The organism is Rhodococcus sp. 05-2255-3B1, from assembly GCF_002258545.1.
Classification (GTDB): domain Bacteria; phylum Actinomycetota; class Actinomycetes; order Mycobacteriales; family Mycobacteriaceae; genus Rhodococcoides.
In genome coordinates this window covers 43,201-60,670 of sequence record NZ_NOZC01000007.1, presented here as the reverse complement: position 1 = coordinate 60,670, position 17,470 = coordinate 43,201, and the positions used below count along the sequence as shown (strand labels likewise).

General features: G+C 66.7%; 16 protein-coding genes and 1 tRNA gene. 4 read left to right on the top strand and 13 right to left on the bottom strand.

The features are described 5' to 3' along the window. Window positions 1–4 precede the first annotated feature (4 nt). Window positions 5–913, bottom strand: a complete 909-nt coding sequence (locus CH249_RS04430) for an amidohydrolase family protein (RefSeq protein WP_045197515.1) — start codon at window positions 911–913, stop codon at window positions 5–7. Beyond that, entirely contained in the window at window positions 900–1,586 is a 687-nt protein-coding gene (locus tag CH249_RS04425) for a dienelactone hydrolase family protein (RefSeq protein WP_032397293.1), read from the bottom strand. Before CH249_RS04425 ends, CH249_RS04430 begins: the two co-directional genes overlap by 14 nt. A 140-nt stretch (window positions 1,587–1,726) precedes the next feature. Here CH249_RS04425 and CH249_RS04420 point away from each other — a divergent pair, with 140 nt between their 5' ends. Next, window positions 1,727–2,704 carry an NADPH:quinone oxidoreductase family protein gene (locus CH249_RS04420; RefSeq protein ID WP_032396807.1) on the top strand — a complete coding sequence of 326 codons (978 nt, stop codon included), beginning with the start codon at window positions 1,727–1,729 and terminating at the stop codon, window positions 2,702–2,704. A gap of 20 nt (window positions 2,705–2,724) precedes the next feature. On the opposite strand, the gene CH249_RS04415 is transcribed toward CH249_RS04420, so the two are convergent. Both CH249_RS04415 and CH249_RS04410 read right to left on the bottom strand, forming a co-directional pair. Next, on the bottom strand, window positions 2,725–4,080 hold the full coding sequence (locus CH249_RS04415; RefSeq protein WP_032396806.1) for an AarF/ABC1/UbiB kinase family protein: 1,356 nt from the start codon (window positions 4,078–4,080) through the stop codon (window positions 2,725–2,727). After that, window positions 4,077–4,640 (bottom strand): TetR/AcrR family transcriptional regulator, encoded by a 564-nt coding sequence (locus CH249_RS04410; RefSeq protein WP_179273129.1) that lies wholly within the window; start codon window positions 4,638–4,640, stop codon window positions 4,077–4,079. The genes CH249_RS04415 and CH249_RS04410 overlap by 4 nt, the downstream gene beginning before the upstream one ends. Window positions 4,641–4,744: 104 nt before the next feature. Between CH249_RS04410 and CH249_RS04405 the strand changes: the two genes are divergently transcribed. Then, window positions 4,745–5,362: a DUF998 domain-containing protein gene (locus CH249_RS04405; RefSeq protein WP_179273128.1), complete on the top strand. Its 618-nt coding sequence runs from the start codon at window positions 4,745–4,747 to the stop codon at window positions 5,360–5,362. Here CH249_RS04405 and CH249_RS04400 read toward each other — a convergent pair. Continuing rightward, entirely contained in the window at window positions 5,345–6,124 is a 780-nt protein-coding gene (locus CH249_RS04400) for an enoyl-CoA hydratase/isomerase family protein (protein ID WP_179272822.1), read from the bottom strand. The genes CH249_RS04405 and CH249_RS04400 overlap by 18 nt on opposite strands. 77 nt (window positions 6,125–6,201) lie before the next feature. Between CH249_RS04400 and CH249_RS04395 the strand changes: the two genes are divergently transcribed. Further along, a tRNA-Met gene (locus tag CH249_RS04395) sits at window positions 6,202–6,275 on the top strand. Window positions 6,276–6,359: 84 nt separating this feature from the next. Here the strand turns inward: CH249_RS04395 and CH249_RS04390 are convergent. The 5 genes from CH249_RS04390 to CH249_RS04370 form a co-directional block, all read right to left on the bottom strand. After that, a complete protein-coding gene (locus CH249_RS04390; RefSeq protein ID WP_032396804.1) occupies window positions 6,360–6,998 on the bottom strand; it encodes an LON peptidase substrate-binding domain-containing protein in 639 nt (212 codons plus the stop codon). Next, window positions 6,995–7,909, bottom strand: a complete 915-nt coding sequence (locus CH249_RS04385; protein ID WP_045197511.1) for an alpha/beta fold hydrolase — start codon at window positions 7,907–7,909, stop codon at window positions 6,995–6,997. Before CH249_RS04385 ends, CH249_RS04390 begins: the two co-directional genes overlap by 4 nt. A 99-nt stretch (window positions 7,910–8,008) precedes the next feature. Continuing rightward, complete coding sequence (locus CH249_RS04380) at window positions 8,009–10,567, bottom strand: alpha/beta fold hydrolase (RefSeq protein ID WP_094682501.1); 2,559 nt, start codon at window positions 10,565–10,567, stop codon at window positions 8,009–8,011. A gap of 183 nt (window positions 10,568–10,750) precedes the next feature. After that, on the bottom strand, window positions 10,751–13,273 hold the full coding sequence (locus tag CH249_RS04375) for an ABC transporter permease (protein WP_032396801.1): 2,523 nt from the start codon (window positions 13,271–13,273) through the stop codon (window positions 10,751–10,753). 53 nt (window positions 13,274–13,326) lie between these two features. Next, a complete protein-coding gene (locus CH249_RS04370) occupies window positions 13,327–14,061 on the bottom strand; it encodes an ABC transporter ATP-binding protein (protein ID WP_032396800.1) in 735 nt (244 codons plus the stop codon). Between the two features lie 75 nt (window positions 14,062–14,136). On the opposite strand from CH249_RS04370, the gene CH249_RS04365 reads away from it, so the two are divergent. After that, window positions 14,137–14,901, top strand: a complete 765-nt coding sequence (locus CH249_RS04365) for a deoxyribonuclease IV (protein ID WP_045200588.1) — start codon at window positions 14,137–14,139, stop codon at window positions 14,899–14,901. On the opposite strand, the gene CH249_RS04360 is transcribed toward CH249_RS04365, so the two are convergent. The 3 genes from CH249_RS04360 to CH249_RS04350 are packed head-to-tail and all read right to left on the bottom strand — an operon-like array spanning window position 14,879 to window position 17,459. Beyond that, complete coding sequence (locus tag CH249_RS04360) at window positions 14,879–15,583, bottom strand: hypothetical protein (protein WP_094682502.1); 705 nt, start codon at window positions 15,581–15,583, stop codon at window positions 14,879–14,881. The genes CH249_RS04365 and CH249_RS04360 overlap by 23 nt on opposite strands. Before the next feature lie 55 nt (window positions 15,584–15,638). After that, entirely contained in the window at window positions 15,639–16,163 is a 525-nt protein-coding gene (locus CH249_RS04355; RefSeq protein WP_045197506.1) for a DUF309 domain-containing protein, read from the bottom strand. A gap of 36 nt (window positions 16,164–16,199) precedes the next feature. Next, window positions 16,200–17,459 (bottom strand): multidrug effflux MFS transporter, encoded by a 1,260-nt coding sequence (locus CH249_RS04350; RefSeq protein ID WP_032396799.1) that lies wholly within the window; start codon window positions 17,457–17,459, stop codon window positions 16,200–16,202. Window positions 17,460–17,470 lie beyond the last annotated feature (11 nt).

The window sequence follows — 17,470 nt, the reverse complement described above, 5'->3', positions numbered from 1 at the left end:
CTCTCTAGCCGAACAGTGCAGCGCCGTTTCCCCAACAGACCGAACGCACCCAGTCGTCACCGAGATCGAGTCGGCTCACGGCCTGCAGCGCATGCAGATACGGGTACGGGATGTTGGGGAAGTCGCTGCCGAACAGAATGCGATCCTGCAGTTCGAGCAGCCGTGGCCGCTCGTGTTCGGGGAACGGTGCGCCCGCCTCGGAGAAGTCGGTGAACGCCATCGTGGTGTCCAGCCGCACGTTCCGGTAGCGATCGGCCAGATCGAGGAAGTCGCTGTACTCCGGCATGCCCATGTGCGCGATGATCAGCGGAAGCGTCGGGAACCGCTGCAGCAGTGCGGCAATGGGTTCCGGTCCGGTATGGGTGCCCGGTGCCGGGCCCGAACCGCAGTGGATCACCACGGGTACCTGCGCGTCCGAGATGGCACCCCAGACGCCGTCGAGCAAGGGGTCGTTCGGTGAGTAGTTGCCGACCTGGATGTGCGACTTGAAGATTCGAGCACCGTTCGTCAACGCCTGCTCGACGTACTCGGTGGCCCCGTCCTCGGGATAGAAGGTGGCGGTCTGCAGGCAGTCGGGGGTCCGGGCCGCGAAGTCGGCACCCCACGAGTTGAGCCAGGCCGCCATCGACGGCTTGTGTGGGTAGATCATCGACGTGAACCGCCGTACTCCGAACCCCCGAATGACCTCCAGCCGTTGTTCTTCGGCGAACCGGTAGGAGATGGGCCAGACGCTGCCGGTCAGTGGACCGGCACTGTCGAAATAGCTCCACACCTTGTCCATCACGTTCTTCGGCATGAAGTGCGTGTGGACGTCGAAGAGGCCGGGCAGGGACAGCTCGGTCCAGAAGGCGACGATCCGTTCGGTCTCGTCGAGAAGTTCGGCGTCGGAGCGTGGCGGCTCAGCGTGCGACATGGGCGTCGAACCACGCGAGAGTCTTGCCCCAGGCATCGGCGGCGGCGTCGGCGTCGAACACGGCAGGGCGGTCGTCGCAGTGGAATCCGTGCTTGCCATGGGCGTAGCGAGTGATCTCGGTGGCCACCGGTGCCGTCGCGGTGATCTCGCGCAGCGTCTCCACATCCTGGAACGGGATGCCCTCGTCCAGATCCCCGAAGAACCCGTGCCACGGCGTCTGGAGTGCGTCGCCCACCGAGGTCATCGCGGGATAGCCGAAGCGGCCCTGCGTGATTCCGCCGCCGTAGAACGTCGCGGCCGCACCGAGGGGGCGTCGAACAGCGGTCTGGAACGCCACACTGCCACCCATGCAGAAGCCGACGATCGCGATGGACGAGGGCTCGAAGCCGAGTTCGGCCAGTGCGGTCGCCGCTGCGTCCACGTCGGCGTCCACCTCGTCCGCCTCGAGTTCTCCGATGGCCGCCATGGCAGAATCCATGTCCGAGTAGTCGAGCACGGTGACGCCGTCCTGCCGGTGGAACAGGTGCGGAGCGACCGCGACCCACCCTGCGGCCGCGACGCGATTGCAGACGTCGACGATGTGGTCGGTGACCCCGAAGGCCTCCTGGATGACGATGACGCCGCCGCGGGCATCACCATCGGGCCGAACGACGGTGAGGGGAGTGGTGTTCATCCCTCGATTGGAGCACAGCAGGAGTGGAGCCTGCGGAACGACCCATTCGGCCAGCACGTAGTACATGCCGGTAGCGTCGGTCGGACTCGCTGTTTTGTACGGTGGCGTGCAGGGAACGATCCCGACCGAGAGGACAACTCATGCGTGCGGTACAGATCTCCAGCCTCGACGGACCCGATTCGGTGACCGTGGTGGACGTCGACGAGCCTGCCGCGCGCGACGGATCGGTGGTCATCGAGGTTCATGCCGCCGGCGTCGCCTTTCCCGACGCGTTGCTCACCCGCGGCCTCTACCAGTACAAGCCCGAGTTGCCGTTCGTCCCCGGCAGCGAGATCGCCGGCATCGTTCGGTCGGCACCGCCGGAGTCCGGCTTCTCGGCCGGGGATCGCGTCGCGGCGCTGACGGGACTGAGCGACGGTATGGCGGAGGTCGCCGTGGTCTCACCCGACACCGTCTTCGCGCTACCCGAGTCGGTGTCCCTGTCCGCGGGGGCAGGATTGTTGTTCAACGACCTGACGGTGCACTTCGCGCTTCGTGAACGCGGCCGTCTGGCTGCGGGCGAGACGGTCCTGGTGCACGGCGCAGCAGGGGGCATCGGAACCTCCGCACTGCGAATGGCTCCGGTACTCGGGGCATCTCGCGTCATCGCCGTCGTGAGCTCGCAGGCCAAGGCCGACATCGCCCGTTCCGCCGGAGCCACCGACGTGGTGCTCGTCGACGGGTGGAAGGACGCGGTCAAGGAACTGACCGGCGGCCGTGGCGTCGACGTCGTGGTCGACCCGGTGGGCGGTGACCGGTTCACCGACAGCATTCGCTCGCTCGCGCCGTCGGGCCGAATCCTGGTGCTGGGCTTCACCGGTGGCGAGATCCCCACGGTCAAGGTCAACCGATTGCTGCTCAACAACGTCGACGTCGTCGGAGTCGGTTGGGGTGCATGGTGGATGACGCGCCCGGGCTACCTCGCCACGCAGTGGGCCGAGATCGAACCGCTGCTCGCCGATGGATCGCTCAGCGCACCCGAGCCGTCGGTGTTCCCGGCCGCCGACGCTGCCGCCGCTATCGCGTCACTGGAGAACCGCACTGCCGCAGGCAAAGTGGTGCTCGACTTCACGCGCTGAGTTGCGGTCGAGCTGCCGGTTCACTCCGGCAGCTCGACGCCTCTTGCCTCGGCCAGGGCTGCGATCTCGGCAGGGAAGACGTTCTTGAACACGAACGGATCGGTTCCCAGAGCCCAGTCGGGCGCGAGTTCGATTGCGTACCGCTCGAAGTAGCCGAGCTGCTTGGCCACCAGGATCAACTCCTCCGGGCTCGACGTCTTGTACTGCTTGCCCATGCCAACCAGCGCTCGAATGAAGTCCGCCAGGCTGAAGTGCGCGAGGGTTGCCGAGAGCATCGGAGCGAAGACCGACTGTAGGATCGCACCGACTTCGGCGTCCGAACCCATCTGTGGGGCAACGATTCCCAGCCGTTTGACGGTACCGGCGAGCCGGGTGAAGTCGCCGTCGATCACGGTGGCGTGGAACAGGTCGAGCAGTAGCGCGCGCCACTGCTCGTCCACCTCGCCCATGACTCCGAAGTCGAGGAACGCCACCCTGCCGTCGTCGAGAACCCAGACGTTGCCCGCGTGCACGTCGCCGTGGAACAGGCCGTGCAGCACAAGGGCTTCCATCCAGACCTTGGCTGCGCGACGAACTATGAGCTCGGACTGATCCCCCGGCTCGTAGCGGTCGAGCGGGGAACCGTGCATGCGCTCCATGCAGATGACACGGCCACCGCAGTAGTCGAGGAAAACCTCGGGAGCGGTGACGTGCTCGTTGTCGCCGAACGCGCCGATTGCCGCGCGAAAGCTGTCCTGACGCTTGGCTTCCACGGCGCTGTCGAGTTCGGCGAACGTGGCAGCGTGCAGGTCGACGATGATGGCCGACGCGTTGGCCGTGGCGAAGAACGGAATGAACTTCTCGAGTCCGCGGGCGATGAGGTACGCGATACGCAGGTCGATCTTCATTCGGTGGTAGATGCCTCGTCGTTGCACCTTCATGACCACTTCACGGCCGTTGTCGCGGCGCACACACAGATGCACCTGAGCGACCGAGGCGGACGAGAGCGGCACGTCGTCGAACGAGGAGAACAGCTCGTCGATTCCGCGGCCCAGATCGGCCTCGATCACGGCGCGCGCCTGTGCCCCGGGGAACGGTGGCACCTCGTCGAGGCAGCGCAGACAGGTGTCGGCGAGGACCTTGGGAAACAGCCCCGGTGAGGACCCCATCAACTGCCCGACCTTGACGAAGGTGGGACCGAGAACGAAGAAGGCGTCGACGACGGCCTCCGAGGCGTGCAGCGGCCATCCGCGCCGCGGCGCGCGCACCCAGCGGCCGATCGCGACGAATTGGAAGTACGCCAACACCGAGCCGATGACGATGAGCCGCAACAGTTCTCGTACCCCGAACTTCCTCAGCTCGGGTGCCGGCTTCGGTGTCAGGGGCTCGGGCGTCATGCGTTCACCCCTGCAGGAACCCGCGCCGCCGAGGCTTCCAGGCGCGCCAGCAGTCGATCGAACCGGGTGGCGTCGTCGGAGGCGCGCGAGAGCACCAACGCGCCCTGTATTCCGGCCACGATCTCCTCGGCCAGTTCGGCGGCCGAGTCGCCGTGTCCCATACGGCTCAGTACCGGAGTGAGTGCGTCGATCCAGTGGGTGAAATGCGTTGCGACGCGGCCCGAGAACACGGCACGGTCGAGACCGAGTGTGAACGCTCCGAACAGGCACACCAGTCGATTGGATCGGAAGTATCGGGCGGTCTGCTCGAACATCTCGTGGGTGGTCGACGCGGCATCGGTGCCGTGTCGCAACGGCTCGAACACGTTGTGGTGGAACCACAGTTCGACGTCGTCGAGGACGGCCTCGGCCATCTCCTGCTTTCCCCGCGGAAAGTAGTGGTAGAGGCTGCCTTTCCCCAGGCCGGTCCGTTTGCTGATGACCGCGAGGGACGATCCGTCGAATCCGTGGTCGCGGAACACCCCTGCGAGTATCGGCACCACGTTGTGGCGATCGCTCATGAGCCGGTACTGTACCAATCGGTACACGCCAGGTGTATCGGGGCTCCGGGAGTGGAGCCTGCGAAATGACCCATCGGGGTCGAGCCGAGATGGGTCGAACAGCTGTGAAGAGAACGACCGTCCTGGCCGCTGGTGCGTTCCTCGTCGGCGGGGTGACCTATCTGGCCGCCGAGGCCGTCGCCGCGCTGGGGTGGACCGATCGGCCGTACAGCTACGCCCGCAACAACATCAGCGACCTCGGTATCCCGGACATCTCGCCGCTGCACGCGGTGATGAACACCGGCTTCGTCGTCGACGGCACGTTGTTCGTCCTGGCGGGGCTGGGACTGGCGGTTCTCTTCGAGGGCCGCGCGCGGTGGATCGTGGCCGGCACCTCCGTTGTGCACGGTGTCGGCAGCATCGTCGTCGGACTCGCTCACGCCTCCGTCGACGGGGCCTCGACGCCCCATGCGGTGGGTGCGGGCATGGCGATCGTCGGCGGCAATCTGGTACTGCTGGCGGCGGGCCGATACGGCGGCCGCGTCGGCGCGCCGCGTTGGTACACCGTGAGCAGTGCAACCGCAGGAGTTGCAGGCCTGGTGGGGCTGGCCCTGTTTCTCGCCGACACCGGAATCCTCGGCGGCGGAACATTCGAGCGCATTTCGGTCTACACCATCATCGGATGGGAGATCGTCACCGGCGCAACGATTCTGGCCAGGCGTCGCCTATCCGAAGTCGGGTGACTCCTTGGCGAGGAAGGCGCGCACACCCTCCCTGCCGTCCGCCGACTCGAATGCCTCCTCGAACACCGGCAACGCCCGTCGTGCCGGTAGGCCGGGGGACTCTCCGAACGTGAGCGCGAGGGCCTGCTTGTTCGCCCGAACAGCAGAGCGGGATTTTCGCGCCAGCGCCTGCGCCAAGTCCAGGGCCATCGACAAGGACTGTCCACGCGGAGCGACGCGATTGATCAGGCCCCACTCCAGAGCAGTCTCGGCCGATACGGGCTCGCCGAGCAACACCAGCTCGGCGGCGCGGGCCTGACCCACCCGACGCAGCGCACGCATGGAGCCGCCGCTGCTGGGGATCACACCGAGGTCGATCTCCGGGAGTCCGAGTCGAGCTCCCGCGTCGGCGACGACGAGGTCGCAGCACAGTGCCAGCTCGAGACCGCCGCCCAACGCGAATCCGCCAATTGCCGCGACGGTGGGCAGCGGCAGATCGTCGAGCAATTCCAGGGTGGCGTTCTCGAGATTGCTCTTGCGGGCCAGCACGTCACCGTCGTTCTGCATCTCGGGCATCTCGGTGATGTCCGAACCGGCGCTGAACACCCGGTCGCCGGTGAGAACGACCGCCCGAACCGCGGCATCGTCGGCCAACTCTCGAAGGACGGCGCGCAGTCGACGCGTCGCCGGTCGGGTCAGCGCGTTCACCGGCGGGTTGCTCAAGGTGATCTGGGCGACCGCCGCGTGCGGAAAGGTCAGGACAGGAGAAGGCTCGGTGGGCATACCTGAACCGTAGAGCGTGCGGCTGACCAGGCGATTGGGAGACTGCCGAGATGGCATGTAGCGTGGTGAACACCCGACGCGGGGTGGAGCAGCTCGGTAGCTCGCTGGGCTCATAACCCAGAGGTCGCAGGTTCAAATCCTGTCCCCGCTACTACACGAGTCAGGCCCGACATCGATGATGTCGGGCCTGACTCGTCTGTGGTGCCCTCGTCTGTGGTGCCGCGGGGTTCGTCGATCAGGGCTGCAGTCTGAACTGCACGACAGCGGTCACATTCTCGATGGCGTCGTCGAGAGCGGTCATGCGTGCTCGGGCGTCCGGCGCAGACAGGATGTCCAGTCGATCGGATTGACCCATCGGAATCAGTGCTGCCAGCGACCAGATCTTCTCGGCGGCCGAGATGGGCAGGCCCAGGAAGTCCGGAACACCGGGTGTGACAACGCTTTCCGCCGATTCGAGTCGACCGATCAGCTCGTAGAGATCTTCGACCCGCGCCCAGGTGGCGTCGAATTCGGTGTCGGCGATCACCGCGTCGGTGTCCTCGTCCGGCCACGCTCGGACGTCGGCCAGTGGGTACGGATCGTCCGGCAGCCAGGCGTCGATCCTGATCCGTTCACCGCCGACGCACTCGAGCAGGTATCGGCCGTTGCCGATGGACTCGTGCCCGATGATGTGTGCGGTCGTCGCCACGTCGTGCCGTACGTCGCCGCCGCCGGCCTCGTGCCCACGCGCGATGAGCACCACACCGAAGCTCGGATCTTCTTGCTTCAGGCAGTCGTGCACCAGAGCCTGGTAGCGCGGCTCGAAGATGTGCAGTGGCAGACGTTCGCCGGGGAGCAGCACGCTGCCGAGCGGGAACATCGGGGTCACGCTCACGGGTGCTGCAACGGAACAGCCGCCGGGGCGATCGCCTCGGCTGCGCTCTTCTCGGTCCGGTTGGAGTCCAGGAATTCGTCGAGCAGTCGGAAGAAGAAGTCCGGCTCGTCGAGCTGGGGAAAGTGGCCGGCGTCGGGAAAGATCTCGACGCGACTGTTCGGGACCTCGCGTCGAATGTTGTCGGCGTGCTTGGCGGGAATCATCCGGTCCTTGCCGCCCCAGACGAGCAGCGACGGAATCGACTCGAACTTCTCGAAATGTTGCTTGGCGCTGACGGTCTGACCACGCGGGCCCACCACGGCACGCGTCGATGCCAGAAATGCGCCGCGGGTGGAGCGGTCGGCCACGGACCGGAACGACCGCCAGGTCTCGGCCATGCTGGGACCCGGCTTGACCGGCAGACCCCATCTGCCCAGCTGCGCAAGCGCGCCCTCGGTGTTCTTGCGGAACCAGTCCGATGCGAGCAGTGGCAGTACCAGCTCACTGCCGGGCAGCGTCGCGGCCTTGAGGAGCAGGCTCACTTCCGGGCCGAGGCCGCCGCTGCTGACCAGCGCCAGGCGATCGACCCGCTCGGGGAAGAGGTACGTCAGCTGCATGACGATGCCGCCGCCGAGCGAGTGACCGACCATCGGGGCCGAGTCGATGTTCAGGTGATCCATGAGGTCGCGAATGGTGGCCGAGTGCGAACTCAGCGAGTAGTCGCCGGTGGGCTTGTCGGATTCACCGTGGCCGAACAGGTCGGGCGCGACGACCCGATACTTCTGCGACAGACGCTCGAGCTGCGTGCCCCAGGACTGATGCGATCCGAGCAGGCCGTGCACCAGAATCACGGGAGGGCCGTCGCCCATGTCCACGTATCGCAGGACGTCCTTGTGTAGTTCTACCGACTGCAATTCGTACGATGAACTCATGGTCGACCTCCTCGTCGTGTGATTCCCGGGTCGTCGCGTGGCTCGGCGAGCCGCTGGCACAAACGTACAAGCTGAGCCGACACTGCGACAGACCCTCGGTCAGCGCGCGAGCCCCGCCTCGTCGAAGGTGTTCGCGATCGTCTCGGCCAAGTGTTCGGCCATCGGTTCGCGCAACATGTCGACGTGATCTCCGGGGATGTCGACGAAGCTCAGCTCACCACGGCCGACCGCCTGCCACGACCTGAGATCCTTCACGTTCTCCGCTGTGCGAACCACGGTCATCGAACCCGACCACGGTGTCGGCACGTGCTTGTTCAACGCCACGTACCCGATGCTTGCGAAGACCAACCATTCCATTGTCGTCGGGTACCGCAGCAGCCCGGCGAACCGCATCCGTACCCAGAGGGCGGCGGTGCCGATGCGACCGAGGTGGAAGCCTGCTTCTTCTCGCGTACGAGCAGGCGGCGCAGCCGGAACCTCGGTACCACCGGGCAACCTGTCCAGCAGATGCCGGAACAGCCGCGTGTCGAGAAGCAGCAGGTGCGGGGAGCCGAGGCCGGAGTCTCGGATCTCCTCCGCCATCGCGATGGCGATCCAGCCGCCGAGCGAGTGACCGACCAGATGGAACGGGCCCTCGGGTTGGACCGTACGAACAGCGTCGACGTAGCGCTTCGCGGTTCGCCGAATCGTTCGGTCCGGGCGTCCGCGCTTGCCTCGGCCGTGCGCCTGCAGCGCATACACCGGGCGGTCCTCGTCGATGTGCTTGACGAGGTTGAGAAAGGCCATCGCACCGACGCCTGCACCGCCGATCAGGAAGATCGGTGCCTTGCTGCCCTCGGTGCGCAGCGGCACGAGGACATCGTGTTCGCCGGTTGTACGCCGACGCGCAGTCGCTGCTTCCTCCAGGCGAGCATCGACTGTCACGGCCAATGCTCGAACGGTGGTCGCCGTGAACACGTCCTCCGGCGTCAGATCGATCTTCAGGCTCTCACGAAGGTGAGCCAGCATCGCCGTTGTGGTCAGCGAGTTGCCGCCCAGCGCCAGGAAATCCTCGTCCCGGCCGATGGTGTCCAGCCCGATCGCGGTGCGCGCGGCCTCGGCCACGATGTACTCGGTCGGGCCGACCGCCGTGCGCTCGACGCGTCGATCGGCGGGCTCGGGCAGTGCACTTCGGTCGAGCTTGCCGCGCTCGTTTCGCGGCATCGCGTCGAGCGCGACGATGTGGGTGGGGACCATCCATTCCGGCAGCGTCCGGCGCAGCGACGCTCGAATCTCGCCCACGGAGGGTCGCCGACCGGAACGAGCCGAGCACACGTAGGCGACCAGGTCGGTGTCGGTGCCGGAGGTCCGACCGATCACCGCTGCGTCGCCGATCTCCGGCATGGCGCGCAGTGCTGCCTCGACCTCGGCCGGCTCCACCAGGTATCCGCGCACCTTGACCGCGTCGTCGATGCGTCCGGCCAGGTGCAGCGTCCCGTGGTCGTCGAGTCGGCCCAGATCGCCGGTGCGATACCGGAACAGTCCGTCGCCGAGGGCGGTGAATCGTTGGGAGTCCAGACCGGCGCCGCCGAGGTAGCCGTCGGCCAGGCAGCTCGCCGTCACCCGTACTTCGCCGATCACGTCCGGTGCACACGTGGAACCGTCGGAGGTCACGACTTCGACGAGCTTGCCCGTGATGGGCCTGCCTGCAGGGAGAAAGCCCGACGGCAGCGCTCGTTCGGGCGGGTATTCGCTGTACGCGACGGCACCGGCTTCGGTGGTCGCGTACCAGTTGACCACCGTTGCGCGGCTGTCGAATCGCCGCCGAAAGCCGTCGGCATCGTCGGAGTGCAGGGATTCCCCGTACGTGACGACCACCCGCAGCGTGGACACGGCCCCGCGCCCGATGGGTCCGTGATCGGCTCCGGTGACTGCGCGCAGCAGCGACGACGAGCAATGCAGCGTGGTCAGGGAATGCTCGGCTGCCCACTCGACGGTGCTGCTGGGGACACCGGACCTGGGGTCGCGGCAGTACACGGCGGCACCGCTGAGCAACCCCGCGAACAGGGTGTTCAAGCCGGCACCGAAGCTGACCGGAAGGGAGTTTCCGACGCGGTCGTGTGGGCTCAGTGCCAACGCGGTGGCGACCTCGTATGCCTTGGTCAGACACATGCGGTGGCTGAGGATCACACCCTTGGCGGTGCCGGTGGATCCCGAGGTGTAATTGATCACCGCAGTGTGGTCGCCCGACAGCGTCGGCAGTGGAACACAGGAGTCGATGGCTGCGGCGACGGTGGCGGGGTCCAACGCTGTCGCGCCCGCTTGGTCGATGATCGTGGCGCGACGCTCGGCGGGAAGCATGGGGTCCAGTGGAACCAGGGGATGGCCCGCTGCGACGACGGCGAGCATCAACTCGATCGAATGCGTCGTCGCGTCGGTCTCCACGGCGAGCGGCCGAGAATCGGTGGGAAAGAGCGTGGCGATCTTCCGTGCCGACGAGTAGGCGCGATGCAGGAGCTCGTCGAAGGTGAGTGAGGTGCCGTCGACGTCGAGTGCGATGGCGTGCGGCAGAGCGTGGGCCACCTCGCGGTAGCGGGCCATCAGGGTGTCGCGACGTTCCGGCCGACACAGCGGGGCCAGCGACAGTCGGGTCGGCGCATCGATGTCCTGAATAGACATGATTCTCCTTGCACGAGCCCGACCCGTGATTGCGAAGTCGGTTTGATACCTCTAAACCGGCTCCGAGACTGTTTTACCGCTCCAAAGGTAGACGTGAACAGCCTTTTTACGCAAGCGGAAAACCGGACATTCCACAACAATCGGGTGACGTTGCGGAATGTCCGGTCGGTTTCGGGTACGCCCCTACAGGTCCGCGATGGCCTCGAGAGGCTTCGTGCGTGCTGCTCGAACGGCGGGCCACAGCGCCGCCAACACACCGACGACAGCGGATCCGAGCAGCATCGCCACCACCTGGCCCCACGGCACGGTCATGGTGCCCAGGCCCTCGTCGCGGAGAGTCTGCACGAATCCCCACCCGAACGCGATGCCGAGGACGACGCCCACGATCGCGCCGAACAGTGCGATGAGCAGCGACTCGAGATAGATGATGCGTCGTACCTGAGGCCGCTGCATGCCTATCGCGCGCAGCATGCCGATCTCCCGACGCCGCTCGACGACCGACAGGGCCAGCGTGTTGACGATGCCGAGCACGGCGATCACGACGGCCAGTGCCAGCAATCCGTACAGAACGGCGAGCAGGGTGTCGATCTGTTGACCCTGGCTACCCTTGAACTCCTCCACGTCCTGGACCTGGACGACGACGAACGGCTTGGTCGCGGCCTCGAGGTCGGACCGCAGCGTGTCCAGGTCTGTTCCGGGCGTGGCCTTGACCAGAACCAGGATGTCGGACCGGGTGATGGACGGCGTCACCTCCTGGTAGATGTCGCCCGAGACGATCCAACTCCCGATGAGCGGATTGTCGGTGAACACGCCGGTGACGGTCACCGGGACCGACGCCCCGTCCACGGTGTCGAAGGTGACCTCGGTTCCGACCGTCCACCCGCGCGTCGCCGCTTCGGTCTCCGACACCGAGAATCCCTCGCTGTCGAGGTCTGCAGTGCCCTGAACCATCGACAGCTCTAGCAGTCCCTCGGGTGAGCCGTCGATGGCGGCGCCGTACTCCTCCTGGCCGGCGATGGTGACGAATACAGGGTGCAGTACCGCTGTGCGGTCCACGCCGGTCACCTGCTGTGCTGCAGTCGTTGCACCGGTCGGAACACCGATCGACTGCGGACCGGACAGGATGTAGTCCGCCTCGACGCCGGTGTCCACGAGTGAGTCGACACTGGCCTTGGCGGTGGATCCGAGCACGCCGATGACGGTGACGAGCATGAGTCCGAGCATCAGGGCGAAGGCGGTGGCCGCGGTGCGTCGCGGGTTGCGTACCGAGTTGGTCCTGGCCAAGCGTCCGATCGCGCCGAACGGACGGGTGATGACGGCACCCAGCGCGCCGACCACCGGCCGTGACAGCGACGGTGCGGCCAGTGCGGTGGCGACGATCAGCGCGACGGCTCCCGCGCCGACCGTGGCAGCGGCAGCCCCGCCGGTCGACTGCGCGCCGATGATCAGTGCGGCTGCGCCTGCGATTCCCAGGCCGACGCCCACGAAAGTCCGGGTGCGCAGGGTGTCGCCCGCAGAGGCGAACTCCTCTCGCATCGCGGCGACCGGCGGAATCTTGGCCGCTCGTCGGGCCGGTGCGTACGCGCTCAGCACGGTGACGAGGATTCCGACGGCGAAGGCGACGACAACGGTGCGCGGCTCCAGTGCCAGCGGTCCCGACGGCAGGCCCAGGTCGAAGGCGTTCAGCAGTGCTCGTAGGCCGTAGGCGAGCCCGACTCCGCCGACGAAGCCCAGGACGCTGCCGATGACGCCCACGACGAGGGCTTCGAGGACGACCGACCGGCTGACCTGTCCGCGGCTGGCTCCGATGGCGCGCAGCAGTGCCAGTTCGCGGACGCGTTGCGCGACGATCATCGAGAACGTGTTGTAGATGATGAAGGTGCCGACCAGCAGGGCGATCCCGCCGAAGGCGAGCAGGAAGTAGTTGATGAACGACAGCGCGGACTCGACCTCGGCCTGAGTCTCGGCCTGTACGTCCGCGGCGGTCTGGACCTTCAGATCGGGAAATGCCGCGGCGATCTCGTCGCGAAGATCGCTCTGACCCAATCCCTGTGCGGCGAGATCGTTGCCCGCGACGTCGATGTACTGCACGTGAGCGCCGTCGGTGAACAGCTCGTTCGCCTGGCTCTGCACGAACTGGATTCCGATGTAGCCGCCGGATTCGGTTGCCGTGGAATAGATTCCGCTGACGGTGACGTCGGTGATGCCCTTGGACGGCACGAGGACCTGGGTTGCGTCACCCACTTTCAGGCCTGCGCGCTCGGCGCCACCGGCATTGATGGCGATCTGACCAGGAGCGGTGGGAGCCGAACCGTCGACGAAGGTGGTCGGATCGCCGAGTCGTTGGTCGTCCGGGAGGTACGACTCACCGATGGTCGGTGCGCCGCCGGACTGGACGGCGGCACCGTCCGAGCCCAGCAGTACCAACTGTCCGCCGACGTACGGGGACACGGCGCGCACGTTCGGCAACGCCGAGATTGCTGCGATGTCCTCGTTCGGCACGCCGGAAGAGCGCGCGTCCTCGGGGCTCACTCGAACGTCCGCGCCCTGTGCGGTGTCGGCGAACAGCGAGGAGAAGGTGCGCTGGAGGGTGTCGGTGAAGACGAACGAACCCGCGACGAACGCCGTGCCGAGCACGACGGACAGCACGGTCAACGCCAACCGAACCTTGTGTGCTGCAAGGTTTCTCAACGACACCTTGCGCATGGGATTGCCCGACGGCTTTTGTCGAGGAGGTTTGTTGGAAACGGAATGCGCCATTATCGGACCGTCTCCAGCTTCTTCATCCGTTCGAGTACGGCGTCGGCCGTGGGCGAGTTCAGCTGATCGATGACCGCACCGTCGGCGAGGAACACGACGCGGTCGGCGTAGCTGGCCGCGCGTGGATCGTGCGTGACGATGACGACGGTCTGGTCGAATTCGTCTGCGGCAGTGCGCAGAATCGACAGCACCTCGCCGGACGAGCGAGAATCCAGGTTACCGGTCGGCTCGTCGCCGAACACGATGTCGGGCCTGCCCGCCAGCGCACGCGCGCACGCCACTCGCTGCTGCTGCCCGCCCGAGAGTTCGCTGGGACGGTGATCGAGGCGGTCGCGCAGGCCCAATTTGTCGACCACGGTGTCGAGCCAGGCCTGGTCCGCTGCGCGGCCCGCGATGTCGAGCGGCAACGTGATGTTCTCCAGCGCGGTCAGTGTCGGCACCAGATTGAACGCCTGGAACACGAATCCGATTCGGTCCCTGCGCAATCCGGTCATCTCCTTGTCGGAGAGTGCCGTCAACTCGGTGTCGCCGATGGTCACCGTGCCCGAGGATGCGTTGTCCAATCCGGCCAGGCAGTGCATCAGCGTCGACTTGCCCGAACCCGACGGTCCCATGATGGCGGTGAATTCGCCGCGCGCGAAGTCGACGCTCACCCCCGACAGTGCGTGAACCTGGGTGTCCCCGGATCCGTAAACCTTCGATACGTCGACCGCACGTGCGGCAATGTCGCTCATGCGTGCCAGTGTTCCAGCGTTCCGCGCCCGTCGCTATCAGGGGAGACCCTGAACACCACCCCTATGATGGGCGTCATGCGCATCGGAGCCCACGTCCGCGACAGCAGCGACCCTCTCGGTACCGCCGAGGCGCTCGGCGTCGACCTCGTCCAGATGTTCCTCACCGATCCGCAGAAGTGGAACAAACTTTCCCCGCACCCCCAGGGCGAGGCGCTGTTGACCGGCGACGTCGACGTGGTGGTGCACTCGTCCTACGTGCTCAACGTGGCGAGTTTGAACAATCGGATCCGCATTCCCTCGCGCAAGGCCGTCGTCGAGCAGGCTGCTGCCGCGGCCGAGATCGGGGCCATCGGTCTGGTCGTCCACGGCGGCCACGTTCGTGAGGGCGAGGACACCGCGAAGGGAATCGACAACTGGCGCAAGCTGTTCGAGCGCCAGGCGGAGCAGGGTGGCTTCGCCGTGCCGATCTTCGTCGAGAACACCGCGGGCGGAGACTCCGCGATGGCACGCCACTTCGACGACATCGCCCGGTTGTGGGACGCGATCGGTGAATTCGGTGCCGGATTCTGTCTGGACACCTGCCATGCGTGGGCCGGGGGCGAGGATCTGGTCGACGTGGTCGACCGAATCAAGGCCATCACCGGACGAATCGATCTGGTGCATCTGAACAATTCACGCGACGAGTTCGATTCGGCGCGAGACCGGCACGCGAATCTGGGCACCGGAACGATCGACGCCGAGATCCTGACGGCCGTCGCGCTGGCGGCCGACGCGCCGGTGATCCTCGAGACTCCGCCCGAGGGGATCGAAGACGACGTCAGGCTGCTGAAGAGCCTGTAGCGGCGGGCGTCGTCGTCGCCAACTGGCGAACGGTGTCCGACCACAGTCGGATCAGCTCGTCGGCTCCCTGCAGGCCGTGCGCCCAGGTGATTCGTGCCAGGGCAATGCCTGTGTCCGTCACTGTGATTCCGATGTCGATGGCGTGGTCGCGGCTGGGCTCGGCCAGGGCAGCGTCACGGACGATGATCTGCGCTCCCGCGCGGCAGGCCAGCGCGGGATAGTTGCGGGTCAGCGCATAGTCGCGGCCGGCGTTCGGCACCGCGGCGAGCCGCCTCGCGACATCGTCGAGAAGGTGTTCGGCGTGGGAGGGCACGGTGAGGGCGTCGGTGTGGACCGCGGGGAGTCGGACCGGGTGAACGGCACCGGTGCGATCGAGATCGAGGTCGACCAACGCGCCGGCCGAGGAGCCGCGACGGTTGTTTCTCTGCCACGTGGATACGGCCGAGCCCAGGGCGGCCAGCAGCAGAACGCGGCGGCGATGCGGACCGTCGGGCAGTGCGAACGTCATCGACGTCTGCTCGAATTTCGTGAACTGTTCGGTGAGCAACGGTCGCTCCGCCGGGGTCAGGACGGCGACCCAGTACGGGACCTGTTCGGCTACCTCGGTGCAGAGAGTGCGTCCGAGCTGGGCCGGGCTGATCGTCTCGCGGTGCACGAGTCTCAGCGGTCCGAACACGCTCATGCCGGCGACCCCACTTCCGATCGGATTGTCCTAGCCTTACCTAACCTTGCTCAGGTTAACTCGAGCCGGAATCGGACGCCAGGACGCCCCCGTCGGGATCGGTTCGGTCGGTGGTGCGCAGCGCCGGAATGCCGGGAGAGGCCGGTAACCTTCCGGTCTCGAGCTCGCCGAGCAGGCCCTCGGACCAGGTCAGCAGACCGGCGACATCGACACGATGCGGAGGGTCGGCCTCGAAACCGATGAGCCGGTCGTGTCCTTGCCGGAGCAGCGAACCGGCACCGACGCGGTTGCCACGCATCAGATGGGTCAAACCGACGGCGAGTTGGGCCAGGCCCTGCCACAACGGACGCTCGTCGGGCGAGCAGCTCTTCCACGTGCCTTCCAGTACCTCGTGCGCATGGAACGGCATGTTCGCGTCGAGGAATCTCTGGGCTTCGACGAGTGCGGCGGCGGGCGGAAGCCGGAGGTCGTCGGGCACGCGTGGGGTTCCGTTGCCGCCGCGAGCGAGGGGCCGCCCGAGACCGTCCCGAGGCCTGGCGTTCAGGGGCTTACCGTGCGCATCACGTTCACGTTCGGCCATGGCGGAAACCCTAGCGGGTGGTGGCCCGCACCGAGCTCACAGTCGCGACGACGTGCGTGCGGTGATGACACCCAGAGCTGCCAGTGCGGCGGCAGAGGTCGCGACCATCGTGGTGGACACGGCAACGGCGTCGTTTCCGAGGGCACCGACGATCGGCGCGACGATGGCACCGAGCCCGAACTGAGCTGCTCCGAGAAGGGCAGCGGCACCGCCTGCGGCCTCACCGTGCCTGGACAGCGCGAGCGCAGGTGCGTTGGGCATGACGAATCCGACGGCACCGAGCACGAACCACAGCGGAATCACGAAGCCGGCCATCCCACCGATCTCGGCGATCGCCAGCACGGCCATGACGCCGCCCGCGAGCACGGCGAACGACAGTGCGGCCAGCACGATCTGCACCGGAGCGAAGCGTCCGAGCAGGAGGACGTTGAGCTGAGATGCACCGATGAGCGAGATCGCACCGGCGGCGAAGACGATGGCGAACTGCTGCTCGTCGAGGCCGAATTCCTCCTGCAGAACGAACGACGAACCGGCGATGTATGCGAACAACGAGGACATCGCGAGGGCCGCGACGAGAACGAGCACCACGAACTGTGCGTCGCGCAGCAGAGAGCGGTAGGTGCGCAACACCGGCATGACTCCGCTCGCGCGACGGCGCTCGGGCGGCAGCGTCTCGCGTAGCGACACGATCGCCAGTGTCATCAGGGCGACACCCATGATTGCCAGCGCGGCGAACACGAGACGCCACGATCCCACCAGCAGCACGGCACCGCCGAGCGAGGGCGCCAGCACGGGTGCGACGCCCATGACGAGCATCAGCCGGGACAGCACGGTTGCGGCCGCGCGGCCGCTGAACAGGTCTCGCACGATGGCCATCGCGACCACTGCAGCGGCGGCGGCACCGAGACCCTGCACCACGCGTAGGCCACCGAGAACGGCGATGTTGGGAGCCACGATGCAGGCGACGGAGGCCAGGATGTGCACTCCGGTACCGACGATGAGCGGTAGTCGTCGGCCGACGATGTCCGAGAGCGGCCCGATGACGAGCTGTCCGAGGGCGAGGCCGATCAACGTGCCTGCGAGGGTGAGCTGCACCGCCGACGACGGGGTGTTCAGGTCGTCGGCGATGGCCGGAAGAGCCGGCAGATACATGTCGATGGTCAGCGGACCGAGCGCGATGAGTGCGCCGAGAACCAGGATCACCCGCAGGCGTTCCTTCGACGTCGGCTCGGGAGAGGTGTTCGTCGCTGGTGCTACGGGTGTCTCGGCTGCTGTCGTGTTCGGTGCTTGGGCCACCCGACGTTCAG